Raw genomic sequence first — 14,128 nt, forward strand, 5'->3', positions numbered from 1 at the left:
TGTGAATATCTTTTTAACTAGTATTACCTATTTATCCACAAGAAAACAAATCCATGTTTTCTTAAAATAAACCACACTCCATTTTATCTTATCCACATGTGAATAACAATATTGAAGAACTTACTAGCACGCAACAAATAATCGGAAATTCTGTATTATAACAATCTGTTCTTTAAAACGTTCGGTACAGATCTAGTTTTTTTAAAAAAAGTGTACAAAAAAACCTAGGCAATCGCCTAGGTTTTTTATACATGTTATTCTGCTGGTGAAATTACGATATGTCGATTTGGATCTGAACCACTGGAAGATGTTTTTACCTTTTTCTGATTCGCAAGTGCTGTATGAATGACCTTTCGCTCGTATGATGGCATTGGTTCTAATTTTACATCTTGCTTTGTTCGATTTACTTTATCAGCAAGTCTTTCCGCTAGTAGAATCAACGTTTCTTCACGACGGCCTCGATAGTTTTCGGCATCCACCACAATGTTCAAATAATGATCTGAAAATCGATTCGCAACAAGTTGTGTTAAATACTGAAGTGAATTTAAGGTTTGGCCTCTTTTTCCAATTAAAACGGCCATTTTTTCACCTGATAATTGGAATGTAACATTCTTTCCATTTCGTGTAACATCCAAAGTCGCTGGAACACCCATTGTTGAAACGACATTTTCTAAGAATTTCTGTGCTTCTTCGACTGGATCAATTTTCACGGTTACTTTTACAACAGCTGGCTTTGTTCCAAAAATCCCAAATATCCCTTTTTTACCTTCATCGATGACTTGAATATCGGTGCGGTCTCTTGTTGTGTTAAGTTGAGCTAAAGCTGATTCTACTGCTTCATCGACGGTTTGCCCTGTAGCAGTTACCTGTTTCACTTTTTCGCTCCTCCCGCTTTTCCAGATTGTGCAGCTCTAATATCTGGACCTTTAATTAAATATGTTTGAACAATCATAAAGATATTACCTACTACCCAGTATAAAGATAAGGCCGCTGGGAAGCTGATTGCAAAGACAACGATCATGATTGGCATTAACCATAGCATCATTGCCATTTGCGGATTGTTTTCCATACCCATCATTGTAATTTTCTGCTGGATAAATGTTGTTACACCAGCAACTAAAGGTAGTATATAATATGGATCTGATTCACCTAAGTCAAACCACAAAAAGTTGTGATTTGCAATTTCACTTGTTCTCATAATTGCATGGTAGAAACCAATTAAGATTGGCATTTGAATCAATAATGGGAAACATCCTGCTAATGGATTGACACCATGCTTTTGGAAAAGCTGCATCGTTTCTTGTTGTAGTTTTTGTTGTGTTGCTTGGTCTTTTGAGCTGTATTTTTCACGAAGTGACTTTAGCTCAGGTTGAATTGCTTGCATTGCTTTTGAACTCTTTGTTTGTTTGATCATTAAAGGCAATAAAGCAAAACGAATTATAAGGGTAACAATAATAATTGCTAAACCGTAGTTTGCATTTCCAAATAGCTCAGCAAAATAAGTAATGAGCCAAGATAATGGATAAACAAAGTACTTGTTCCAAAATCCTGTACTTTCTGCGGTAATCGGATCATTAATCTGGGCACACCCTGATAATAGTAGAATCAATCCTATTAGCGCACTTATTAATAATATTCGCCTTTTCAACTACTTTTCCTCCTAGTTCTAAATATCCTAAAGGTAAATATGTATCTCGTATATATTTTAAAACATATTCATTCGAAGAAAAAATCAATATGTACCCTTGTATTCTACCATCTTTATATGAAAATTTCTTTCTTTCCTTTGAAAAAAGTCAACTATTTTGGGACCTTTTTTAACACTTTTGCCACCTTTAAGACATGAAGCAAGCTTTTCTTTACTTCTTCATAGCTCATCTCGGCAACAGGCTTCCTGGCAATGATCACATAATCCTTAATTTGTACCAGTTCTTTGTGCTCAAGGAAAAATTGACGAATCAACCGTTTAATACGATTCCTAGTAACAGCGTTTCCAATTTTTTTACTTACAGATAAGCCAATGCGGAAATGCTCTAGTTCTTCCCTATTGTAGACGTAGACTATAAATTGCCGATTGGCTGAAGATTTCCCTGATTTAAACACCGTTTGAAAATCTTGGTTGTTTTTTATACGGTATTCTTTTTTCATTCCTTACAACTCCCGTACGGCATGTCCTTTTAGAAAAAAAGACCACTGAGCTTTCAGTGGCCTATGCTGATAATACTTTTCTTCCTTTTTGACGACGACGAGCAAGAACTTTACGTCCGTTTTTAGAGCTCATACGACTACGGAATCCGTGAACTTTGCTGTGCTTACGTTTGCTTGGTTGATATGTTCTTTTCATATATGACACCTCCCTGAGGAATTAACTCTCAAAATCAAATACGACTTGGCGTATTTGCGCCCAGATTTTTTCGAGTGTGCTCGAAAAGTTTCCTCTAAAAATCTGTGGCATCCGCCGGAGGCTTTAACTTTATTCAGCCAGGGTTTGAACCCCCACTGAATTATATACTCTCTTTGCATTCATCCTCCACTTAAAGAAGTAAGGATTTCTGCTGAATAAAGTTAAACATCAGACAGTCTTACTAATTATAGTGAAAACCCATAAAAGATGTCAACCTTATTTGAAATACTATATTCTGGATAGAAAATGATAATTTAGATAAAAGTAAGTCGAGATCTTTACATACTCCCCTCAAATTTTACTCATAAACCAAATTTTTTCCTTCTTTTGTTGCAGCGGCTAGAAACTCGAGAAACTTCATCTCCTCTGGCAGAGGCAAAGAACGCCTCTTTGTCAGAGCTTCCGACGCACAGGAAGTGCTAGTGCCGACTTAGCCACAGGACGTGGCGATCTAAGTCGGCCAATTTCCTCGTTTCTGGGCGAGTCGCTTCCACTTTTCTATGTTGTCTAGCTTCAACGCCTAGAAATTCGAGAAACTTCGTCTCCTTCTACAGAGGTAAAAGGCACCTCTGAGTCAGAGCCTCCAGTTTCCTCATTTCTGAGCAAGGCGTTTCAGCTTTTCTTAGTTGTGGACAACTTTTTTCGACATTTTTTTTAATCCACAACATTTATCGACATGTTTTACACATCATCTTGTGTTGTGGATAATTATTTTCCACAAGGTATAGATTATGTGGATAAGTTTTCAAAAACCATTGATTATCTAGTCATTATCTGATATTATAGTTTTGTTTTCACTCGTAATAAGTTATTAACATTTTTCTTTTATCCACAGAATGTGGATATCTTGTGGATAGATTTTCTAACATTGTGAATGATAACTTGTCCACAATCGGTGGATTATGTCGAAAAGATGTTTTTCTACTATATTATATAGTTATTCACAAATTACCAAGAATGTATATTTATAAAACCTTATTCGTTATAAGAAAAATCACTGCATAAAGACTTATTTTTATACATTTGATTCATCAGACTAAATAGAAATCCGTTACAAAGGAGGGATATTGTTGGAGAATATTGCAGATTTATGGGCAAAAGCACTCCAGGAGATTGAGAAGAAACTAAGCAAACCTAGCTTTGAAACATGGCTTAAATCAACAAAAGCACATGCCCTACAAAAAGATACACTTATCATTACGGCTCCTAATGAGTTTGCTAGAGATTGGCTAGAATCTAGATATCTGCATCTAATTGCTGAAACAATTTATGATTTAACCGGTGCAGAACTAGGAATCAAATTTATTATTCCTCAAAATCAACTTGATGAAGAATTCGATTTAAAAACACCTGAGAAAAAAGCTACAAAACAAGATGAACCAGCTGAACACTCTCAAAACATGCTAAATCAAAAATATACTTTTGACACATTTGTCATTGGATCTGGTAATCGCTTTGCACATGCTGCATCTTTAGCCGTTGCAGAAGCACCAGCAAAAGCCTATAACCCACTCTTTCTATATGGTGGCGTTGGTTTAGGTAAAACCCATTTGATGCATTCGATTGGCCATTATGTACAAGAGCATAATCCGAATGCTAAAGTCGTCTATCTCTCATCAGAGAAATTTACAAATGAATTCATTAACTCCATTCGAGATAATAAAGCTGTTGAATTTCGAAACAAATACCGAAGTGTCGACATCTTACTTATAGATGATATTCAGTTCATAGCCGGAAAAGAATCAACACAAGAAGAATTTTTCCATACATTTAATACCTTGCATGAAGAAGGTAAGCAAATTGTCATTTCGAGTGATAGACCGCCGAAGGAAATTCCAACCTTAGAAGATAGGCTTCGTTCCCGCTTTGAATGGGGATTGATAACAGATATTACTCCTCCAGATCTAGAGACAAGGATTGCGATTTTACGCAAAAAGGCAAAGGCAGAGGGACTTGATATTCCAAATGAAGTGATGCTTTATATTGCGAACCAAATCAACACGAATATTCGTGAGCTTGAGGGTGCGCTTATTCGTATCGTTGCCTATTCATCTTTAATTAATAAGGACATAAATGCGGACCTTGCTGCAGAAGCTTTAAAAGATATCATTCCAAGTTCCAAACCAAAAGTGATTACCATTTTTGAGATTCAAAAGGTCGTTGGACAGCATTATAATATTAAACTTGAGGATTTTAAGGCGAAAAAACGTACAAAATCGATTGCCTTCCCTCGCCAAATTGCGATGTATCTTTCTAGGGAAATGACAGATAACTCACTTCCTAAAATTGGTGAGGAATTTGGAGGACGTGACCATACAACCGTTATTCATGCTCACGAGAAAATCACAAACCTATTAACATCAGACACACAATTACAAAAACAAATAAATGAAATCATTACCCAATTAAAGGGCTAAGATATAAAAAGTAATGTTTCATCTTTTATTTTGGACAAGTACTTGTAACGTGAATACTGTGAATAACTTCTTTGTTGTTGCACACAGTCTGTCCACATGTGGATAGGCTGTTTTGATTTGCTTTATGGCGGTTATCCACATATCCACAGGACCTACTAGTACTTCTACGGTTTTTCTTTTAAAAAAAATATATATATAACTTACAAATGTATTCGCATGAAATCAAAAATAGAACTATCTTTAGGAGGATTTTTGATGAAATTTATCATTCAAAGAGACTATCTTGTTCGAAGTGTTCAAGATGTAATGAAAGCTGTATCTTCAAGAACAACCATTCCGATCTTAACTGGAATAAAAATTGTAGGAACAAATGAAGGGGTAACACTTACAGGTAGTGATTCTGATGTTTCCATTGAATCCTTTATTCCTACAGAAGAAGCTGGAGATGAAATTGTCGAAATTAAAGAATCTGGAAGCATTGTTTTACAGGCACGTTTCTTTAGTGAAATTGTTAAAAAGCTTCCTAAGGATACTGTTGAAATTGAAGTTCAATCCAACTTACTCACTATTATTCGTTCAGGAAAAGCTGAATTTAATTTAAATGGTCTTGATGCGGATGAATATCCACAATTACCGCAAATTGAAGGTAATCAAGGATTTAAAATTCCAGCAGATCTATTAAAAAATATGATACGACAAACGGTATTTGCCGTATCAACATCTGAAACTCGCCCTATTTTAACCGGTGTAAACTGGAAGGTTGAAAATAATGCACTACAATGTATTGCGACAGACAGCCACCGACTCGCAATGCGAACTGCAACGATTGAAACAGAGAGCGAAGGATCTTATAGTGCTGTTATTCCAGGTAAAAGCTTAAATGAATTAAGTAAAATTCTAGATGATACAACAGATTTAGTAGATATCGTCATAACTGAAAACCAGGTGCTATTTAAAACAAAACATTTATTGTTCTTCTCCCGTTTATTAGATGGCAGCTACCCAGATACGTCTAGATTAATCCCTTCCGAAAGTAAAACGGAGATTATTTTAGCAACAAAAGAATTTTTACAATCCATTGATCGTGCTTCCCTACTTGCAAGAGAAGCAAATAATAATGTCGTGAAATTTACGACTTTACCTGATGGTGTTGTCGAAATTTCATCCACATCTCCTGAAATCGGAAAGGTAAACGAGGAAATACAAAGTAAATCAATCGAAGGTGAAGAATTAAAGATTTCTTTTAGTGCAAAATATATGATGGATGCATTAAAGGCACTAGAAAACTCCGAAATTCGAATTAGCTTTAGCGGAGCTATGAGACCATTCGTTATTAAAGCACTTGATGACGAAACAGTTCTTCACTTGATTCTTCCAGTACGCACGTACTAATTTGTGAATAAAATTTGAACTACTAGGCGATAAAAACCTAGTAGTTTTCTTTTCTAGTTGTGGTTTCTTTAGTAAAATAAAAGAAAGAAGGCGAAAAAATGGCAAAAAAAGTAGAAATTTCGACAGACTTTATCACATTAGGACAGTTTTTAAAGCTTGCGGATGTCATCCAAACGGGTGGAATGGCTAAGTGGTTTCTTAGTGAACATGAAGTCTATGTAAATGGAGAGCTAGAAAATCGCCGTGGAAAAAAGCTAGTAAAAAAGGATGAAGTAGACATTCCTGGCTTTGGAACGTTTGTCATATCAAATGCGTAGCGCTGGGGTCCCCCCTCGCGCTTGTACGCAAAGGGTGAATCCATTTGTTTATTGAGGAAATAGAACTAACAAATTACCGAAACTATGAAAAAATATCCATTCAATTCGAAGATAAAGTCAACGTCATTTTAGGTGAAAATGCACAGGGCAAAACAAATGTGATGGAATCCATCTATGTTTTAGCGATGGCAAAATCACATCGTACGTCAAATGATAAAGAATTGATTCGCTGGGATGAAGAATATGCTAAAATAGAGGGTAGGGTTCAAAAAAGGAACGGTCCCCTCACCCTACAGCTTGTGGTTTCTAAAAAGGGTAAAAAGGCAAAAAGTAATCATTTGGAACAGCAAAAGCTGAGCCAGTATGTTGGAAATATGAACGTGGTCATGTTTGCCCCTGAAGATTTAAATCTTGTTAAGGGAAGCCCACAGGTGAGAAGACGATTTATTGATATGGAAATTGGTCAAGTTTCGGCTGTTTATTTACATGACTTAAGCCAATATCAAAAGATCCTCCATCAGCGGAATCATTATTTAAAGCAACTTCAGACTAAAAAGCAGCGTGATCAGACGATGCTTGATGTATTAACCTCACAGTTAATTCAAGCAGCAGTGAAAATAGTCAAAAAACGCTTTGAATTTCTCATCTTATTACAGAAATGGGCTGAACCTATCCATCATGGAATCAGCAGAGGGCTCGAAACGCTTCAAATTGAATATAAACCGTCGATTGAGGTATTAGAAACCGCTGATTTGTCGAAAATGGTAGATATATTCGACGAAAAATTTGCTAAAATAAGAGAGAGGGAAATTGAAAGAGGCGTAACATTAGCGGGGCCACATCGGGATGACCTTGCATTTTTTGTGAATGGAAAGGATGTTCAAACCTTCGGATCCCAAGGCCAGCAGCGTACAACAGCCCTATCGTTGAAGCTAGCAGAAATAGAATTAATTCACTCGGAAATTGGGGAATACCCCATACTCTTATTAGATGATGTTCTTTCGGAACTGGATGACTTTAGACAGTCCCATTTATTAAATACAATTCAAGGCAAAGTGCAAACCTTTGTCACAACAACAAGCGTAGAGGGAATCAATCATGATACATTGAAGCAGGCGGCAACTTACGCGGTGTCTGCAGGAGTTATAAAAAAGCTTAAATGAGGTGATGAAGTTTGTTCATACATTTGGGAGACAATGTAATGGTTCGTTCATCAGATGTCATTACGATAATAGATCGTCAGCTTTTAAAATCCTCCTCTATCGTCAATGAATTTTTAGATGTACAAAAAGACAAAGTGATAGAATTGTCTAATGGAAATACAAAATCAGTTGTGGTAACGGTAGATAAAGTATATTTTTCGCCATTATCCTCTAGTACATTAAAAAAACGATCACAGCATGTATCCGATTTTGAAACAATTTTGGAAGAAGTATAAGGATGAAGAATGACTCGAAGTACGTAGTCTATTCGTTACTATAAAGTGTAGGTGATATTGGTGGCAATGGAAGAAAAAGAATTGCAACAACAAGAATATGATGAGAGTCAAATTCAGGTTTTGGAAGGTTTAGAAGCCGTAAGAAAGCGTCCAGGTATGTATATTGGTACAACATCTGGTAAGGGGCTTCACCATTTAGTATGGGAAATTGTCGACAATAGTATTGATGAAGCATTAGCTGGTTATTGTGATGAGATTAATGTCATCATCGAAGAAGATAATAGTATTACCGTAAAAGACAATGGACGTGGAATTCCAGTCGGAATACAGGAGAAAATGGGTCGTCCAGCTGTTGAAGTAATCATGACAGTGCTTCATGCCGGAGGGAAATTTGATGGCGGTGGTTACAAGGTTTCTGGTGGACTGCACGGGGTTGGTGCATCTGTTGTTAACGCCCTTTCCACGAGTCTAGAGGTGTACGTACACCGTGATGGTAAAATCCATTATATTTCATTTGAACGTGGTCACGTTGTATCTGAATTAAAAGTGGTTGGTGAAACAGATCATACTGGTACAATAACCCATTTTAAGCCAGATGGTGAAATCTTTACTGAAACACTAGAATATGAATTTGATACACTTTCTACCCGTCTTCGTGAGCTTGCCTTCTTAACAAGAGGTGTGAAAATCACAATTGAAGATAAACGCGAAGAAAACAAGCGTAGAGAATACCATTATGAAGGTGGAATCAAATCTTACGTAGAACACCTTAACCGTACAAAAGATGTGGTTCATGAAGAGCCAGTGTATGTTGAAGGTGAAAGGGAAGGAATCGCAGTAGAGATCGCCCTTCAGTATAATGATAGCTATACAAGTAATATTTATTCATTCGCAAACAACATTCACACCTATGAAGGTGGAACACATGAATCAGGATTTAAAACAGCTTTAACGCGAATTATCAATGATTATGCACGTAAAAATAATATTTTTAAAGACAATGATGCCAATTTAACAGGTGACGATGTACGTGAAGGGCTTACCGCCATCATTTCTGTTAAGCATCCAGACCCGCAATTTGAGGGACAAACAAAAACAAAGCTCGGAAACAGTGAAGCAAGAACGGTAACTGAATCAGTGTTTTCTGAGAAGTTTGAGGCATTTTTATTAGAAAATCCATCAGTGGCTCGAAAAATTGTCGACAAAGGAACAATGGCAGCAAGGGCACGAATGGCTGCAAAAAAAGCACGTGAATTAACAAGAAGGAAAAGTGCGTTAGAGATTTCAAGCTTACCAGGAAAGCTTGCTGACTGCTCATCGAAGGACCCTTCCATTAGTGAGCTTTATATCGTAGAGGGTGACTCAGCGGGTGGATCTGCAAAGCAAGGTCGTGACCGTCACTTTCAAGCAATCCTGCCACTTCGAGGGAAAATTCTTAACGTGGAAAAGGCAAGACTAGACAGAATTTTATCCAATAACGAAGTACGGGCTATGATCACTGCACTAGGAACGGGTATTGGAGAAGATTTTGATATTACAAAAGCACGTTATCATAAAGTCGTCATCATGACTGATGCTGACGTTGACGGTGCGCATATTCGAACTTTATTATTAACGTTCTTTTATCGTTTTATGCGCAAAATTATCGAACATGGATTCATCTATATTGCTCAGCCGCCGTTATATAAAATTCAACAAGGTAAACGTATTGAATATGCATATGATGACCGTGAACTAGAGAAATATTTAGCTGAATTGCCAAGTAATCCGAAGCCTGGTATCCAACGATACAAAGGTCTTGGAGAAATGAATCCTGAGCAACTTTGGGAAACGACAATGGACCCAAGCAACCGTACGATGCTACAGGTTACCCTTCAAGATGCGATTGATGCAGACGAAACCTTTGAAATGTTAATGGGTGACAAAGTTGAACCTAGACGTAATTTCATTGAAGAGAACGCACAGTACGTGAAAAACTTGGACGTTTAATTACTTTTTGCAGGATAGTTTTGATGTCTAGCTCCAGGCACCATCGGTTCGGGTCATAAGCCAATCGCTTCGGAAGGTGAAATGCACCTTCTGTCAGCGCTCGTCTTATGTTTATCGCCGATAGACAGGTGCCTTACGCTTTTCGATACTATCCTGTGTTTTGGTTACATATATGAATGGGTTAAAATAAGAATCCAAATTTATTTTATACCCCTGATAAGGGAGGTTTCTTTTTATGTCTGAAAGTCAAAATTCGCATATTCATGAAATTAATATCAGCCAAGAGATGAAAACATCATTTTTAGATTATGCGATGAGTGTTATTGTGTCACGTGCCTTACCAGACGTTCGTGATGGTTTAAAGCCGGTTCACCGCCGGATTTTATATGCTATGAATGACTTAGGTATGACGTCTGATAAAGCCTATAAGAAATCAGCGCGTATCGTAGGTGAAGTAATTGGTAAATACCACCCACATGGTGACTCTGCCGTTTATGATACGATGGTTCGTATGGCACAGAATTTTAACTACCGTTATATGCTCGTTGATGGCCATGGAAACTTTGGTTCTGTCGATGGAGATGCAGCAGCAGCGATGCGTTATACGGAAGCACGTATGTCCAAAATATCGATGGAGCTATTACGCGATATAAACAAGGACACCATTGATTACCAGGATAACTACGACGGTTCAGAAAGAGAACCGGCCGTTCTCCCTGCCCGATTCCCGAACCTTTTAGTAAACGGGTCAGCGGGAATTGCAGTTGGTATGGCGACAAATATCCCACCGCATCAATTAGGTGAAGTTATTGATGGTGTACTAGCAATCAGTAAAGACCCTGAGATGACAATTGCTGAGTTGATGGATATTATTCCAGGTCCAGACTTCCCTACTGCCGGCCATATTCTCGGTAGAAGTGGAATTAGAAAAGCCTATGAAACTGGAAAGGGCTCCATTACCTTACGCGCAAAAGTTGAAATTGAAGAAATGAAAAATGGTAAGGAAGTTATTCTCGTTACAGAACTTCCATACCAAGTAAACAAAGCGAAGTTAATCGAAAAAATTGCTGAATTAGTTCGTGATAAAAAAATTGACGGTATAACGGACCTTCGTGACGAATCAGACCGAAATGGGATGAGAATCGTGATGGAAGTGAGAAGAGATGCCAATGCCAATGTTCTTTTAAATAATTTATATAAGCATACTGCCCTGCAAACAACGTTTGGAGTCAACATGCTTGCCCTCGTGAATGGGCATCCAAGGGTTCTTAATTTAAAGCAATGCTTACAATATTACTTAGACCATCAAGTCGTTGTCATAAAACGAAGAACAGCATTTGAACTTCGAAAAGCTGAAGCAAGAGCTCATATTTTAGAGGGTTTACGTATTGCGTTAGATCACATTGACGAAATTATTACGTTAATTCGTGGCTCTCAAAATACGGATATTGCTCGCGAAGGCTTAATGACTAGATTTAATTTATCCGAAAAACAAGCCCAAGCCATTTTGGATATGCGCTTGCAGCGTTTAACAGGATTAGAACGCGACAAGATTGAGGCAGAATATCAAGAGCTTGTAGCATTAATCGCAGAATTAAAAGCAATTCTAGCAGACGAAGAAAAAGTACTAGAAATAATTAGAGAAGAGCTACTAGAAGTAAAGGAACGCTTTAACGATAAAAGACGTACTGAAATTCTAGCTGGTGGACTAGAGATGATTGAAGACGAAGATTTAATCCCAAGAGAGAACATCATTTTGACTCTCACAAACAAAGGGTATATAAAACGTCTTCCAGTTTCAACATACCGCAGTCAAAAACGTGGTGGTCGAGGAATCCAAGGAATGGGAACAAATGAAGATGATTTCGTTGAACAACTTTTATCAACGTCTACCCATGATACGATTCTGTTCTTCACAAATAAAGGGAAAGTCTATCGTCTAAAAGGTTATGAAATTCCTGAATTTAGTAGAACAGCAAAAGGAATTCCGATTATCAACCTGCTAGAAATTGATAAAGAAGAATGGATCAACGCGATTATTCCAGTTTCTGAACTTGTCGACGATTGGTTCCTATTCTTTACAACGAGAAAAGGTATTTCAAAACGTACTCCACTATCATCCTTTGCGAACATTCGAAAAGGTGGATTAATCGCTGTAGGACTTCATGAAGGTGATGAACTTATTTCTGTTCGTCTAACAGATGGCACAAAGGACATGATCATTGGAACGAAGGATGGAATGCTCATACGCTTCCCAGAGTCAGATGTAAGGTCTATGGGTCGTACGGCCGCTGGGGTTAAAGGAATTAACCTATCCGAAGGCGACGAAGTAGTAGGAATGGAAATACTAGAAGACAACCTAGATGTTCTAATCGTTACTGAACTAGGCTATGGAAAGCGTACTCCAGCAAGTGAATACCGAATCCAAAGCCGTGGTGGTAAGGGACTCAAAACAGTTAATATCACAGAAAAGAATGGTAAGGTTATTGCAGTTAAGGCTGTAACAGTGGAAAGTGACCTTATGCTTATTACTGCTGATGGTGTTCTAATCAGAATGTCAATTAGTGACATCTCGCAAATTGGCCGTACAACTCAAGGGGTTAAACTCATCCGTTTAGATGAAAATGGACTTGTAGCAACAGTTGCGGTCGTTGAGAAAGAAGAAGAAGAACCTGAGGTTGATTCGGAAGAAGCAGTTGATGAAACAGTTGAAGAAACACCAACTGAAGATCAACAAGATACAGAAGACGATACTGAATAAACTTCCTAAAAGAGAAATGCTGCAGTGCAGTATTTCTCTTTTTTTGGTAAAATGGTTCTAGTATTCAAATGAAAGACGAGGGCGGAAAAAAATGCGTGTGATGATAAGCCAACTTAAAGAAGGATGTATTCTATCAAATGACATCTTGTCCTTAACCAATACACCCATCATTCCTAAAAAAACAGTTTTAACAAATGAACATATTCACGTTCTTCAAGTATTTTTAGTAAAAGATGTGCAGGTTGAATCATTTTTAATCAATGGTGAGCCCTTCACCCCCACTGAGCAAGTAGAAGAAATTGAAGTTGTGGAAAAAGAAAACACAATCGTGGAGGATTATCTTAAGTCTGTAGTGGAATACAAGCAATTGTTTAAGAGTTGGCAGGCAGGTGCGCTTGTCGAAATCTCCAAAGTTCGCCAAATTATTATCCCCCTATTTAAAAGAATACTTAAACTACCAAAAGAACTCTTCTCTTTACACAGATATACAAATCGAGAAGACTATATCTACCATCACTCTGTTATGTTAGGCTTGCTTTCAGGCTATTTAGGGAAAAAGCTAAAATATAGTGAAGGTGATTGCAATCATTTAGCCATAGCGGGACTACTAAGTGACTGTGGAATGTCTAAAATAGATCCTAAAATTCTATTAAAGAATTCATCACTAACATTAGCTGAATACAATAATGTTAAAAAACATCCTTTATACAGCTATCGAATGATTGAAAAGATACCTCTTATAAAAGATAGCGTAAAATTAGCAGTCTTCCAACATCATGAACGAGTGGATGGAACGGGCTATGTACTAGGGGTAACGGGGGAAAAACTACATCCATTCAGTAAAATCGTTGCAGTAGCTGATGTGTACTCGGCGATGACCCTAGAAAGACCCTATAGTAACCGCCAATCCCCTTTCAGGGCCCTCGAGGAAATCAGAAGGGAATCGTTTGGTAAATTTGACATGAAAGTAGTAGAGGCACTAACAAATGGAGTTGGAAACATTTCAATCGGAACAAGAATAAAGCTTTCAAATGGCCAATCTGGGGAGATCGTGTTTATAGATAAATCTCAACCGACAAGACCATTACTAAAAATTAGCGAAAGTGAATTTCTAGATTTAAAAAACTACCGAGAAATTTTTATAGAAGAGATCATCTAATTACCTCCAAATGTGGAGGTTTTATTTTTTGGAGAAGCGAAAGTGAATAATATTTGAAAACAAATAGTTGATTTTCAGGTTATTTCAGATTAAACTTCTAAGGTCATACCGAAGCTAATTATTATTTTAAAAAAGTAATTGACTTCATTTATGATAATATGATATATTAATAAAGTCGCTTGAGGGCGACGGCAAAGTTCTTTGAAAACTAAACATAATACAAGCGTCAACGTTTAATCAAAGGTAACAAA

12 protein-coding genes are annotated in these 14,128 nt (G+C 37.3%); 8 read left to right on the forward strand and 4 right to left on the reverse strand.

Features of this window, described 5'->3' with window-relative positions:
- Positions 1 to 254 precede the first annotated feature (254 nt).
- The 4 genes from jag to rpmH form a co-directional block, all read right to left on the reverse strand.
- Positions 255 to 875 carry an RNA-binding cell elongation regulator Jag/EloR gene (jag, locus tag V7147_RS12265; RefSeq protein WP_335368146.1) on the reverse strand — a complete coding sequence of 207 codons (621 nt, stop codon included), beginning with the start codon at positions 873 to 875 and terminating at the stop codon, positions 255 to 257.
- Positions 872 to 1,648, reverse strand: coding sequence for a YidC family membrane integrase SpoIIIJ (gene spoIIIJ, locus V7147_RS12270; protein ID WP_335368147.1), 777 nt, complete (start codon positions 1,646 to 1,648; stop codon positions 872 to 874). Before spoIIIJ ends, jag begins: the two co-directional genes overlap by 4 nt.
- Before the next feature lie 152 nt (positions 1,649 to 1,800).
- On the reverse strand, positions 1,801 to 2,148 hold the full coding sequence (gene rnpA, locus V7147_RS12275; protein WP_335368148.1) for a ribonuclease P protein component: 348 nt from the start codon (positions 2,146 to 2,148) through the stop codon (positions 1,801 to 1,803).
- A 61-nt stretch (positions 2,149 to 2,209) separates the two neighbouring features.
- Entirely contained in the window at positions 2,210 to 2,344 is a 135-nt protein-coding gene (gene rpmH, locus V7147_RS12280) for a 50S ribosomal protein L34 (RefSeq protein ID WP_057997955.1), read from the reverse strand.
- A gap of 1,130 nt (positions 2,345 to 3,474) precedes the next feature.
- Between rpmH and dnaA the strand changes: the two genes are divergently transcribed.
- From dnaA to V7147_RS12320, 8 genes are all read left to right on the forward strand, one after another.
- Positions 3,475 to 4,821 (forward strand): chromosomal replication initiator protein DnaA, encoded by a 1,347-nt coding sequence (gene dnaA, locus V7147_RS12285; protein ID WP_335368149.1) that lies wholly within the window; start codon positions 3,475 to 3,477, stop codon positions 4,819 to 4,821.
- A 255-nt stretch (positions 4,822 to 5,076) separates the two neighbouring features.
- Positions 5,077 to 6,213 (forward strand): DNA polymerase III subunit beta, encoded by a 1,137-nt coding sequence (gene dnaN, locus V7147_RS12290; protein ID WP_335368150.1) that lies wholly within the window; start codon positions 5,077 to 5,079, stop codon positions 6,211 to 6,213.
- A gap of 98 nt (positions 6,214 to 6,311) precedes the next feature.
- The gene (gene yaaA, locus V7147_RS12295) at positions 6,312 to 6,530 is read left to right on the forward strand and encodes a S4 domain-containing protein YaaA (RefSeq protein ID WP_335368151.1); all 219 of its coding nucleotides are present in this window, start codon (positions 6,312 to 6,314) and stop codon (positions 6,528 to 6,530) included.
- Between the two features lie 44 nt (positions 6,531 to 6,574).
- Positions 6,575 to 7,693, forward strand: a complete 1,119-nt coding sequence (recF, locus tag V7147_RS12300; protein ID WP_335368152.1) for a DNA replication/repair protein RecF — start codon at positions 6,575 to 6,577, stop codon at positions 7,691 to 7,693.
- Between the two features lie 23 nt (positions 7,694 to 7,716).
- On the forward strand, positions 7,717 to 7,968 hold the full coding sequence (gene remB, locus V7147_RS12305) for an extracellular matrix regulator RemB (protein ID WP_335368159.1): 252 nt from the start codon (positions 7,717 to 7,719) through the stop codon (positions 7,966 to 7,968).
- Positions 7,969 to 8,034: 66 nt separating this feature from the next.
- The gene (gene gyrB / locus V7147_RS12310; protein WP_335368153.1) at positions 8,035 to 9,957 is read left to right on the forward strand and encodes a DNA topoisomerase (ATP-hydrolyzing) subunit B; all 1,923 of its coding nucleotides are present in this window, start codon (positions 8,035 to 8,037) and stop codon (positions 9,955 to 9,957) included.
- 235 nt (positions 9,958 to 10,192) lie between these two features.
- Entirely contained in the window at positions 10,193 to 12,718 is a 2,526-nt protein-coding gene (gyrA, locus tag V7147_RS12315; protein ID WP_335368154.1) for a DNA gyrase subunit A, read from the forward strand.
- Between the two features lie 91 nt (positions 12,719 to 12,809).
- Positions 12,810 to 13,877: an HD-GYP domain-containing protein gene (locus tag V7147_RS12320; RefSeq protein ID WP_335368155.1), complete on the forward strand. Its 1,068-nt coding sequence runs from the start codon at positions 12,810 to 12,812 to the stop codon at positions 13,875 to 13,877.
- Positions 13,878 to 14,128 lie beyond the last annotated feature (251 nt).

Origin of the sequence: Bacillus sp. JJ1521 (genome assembly GCF_036965165.1) — a bacterium.
Taxonomy (GTDB): Bacteria; Bacillota; Bacilli; order Bacillales; family Bacillaceae_L; genus Ferdinandcohnia.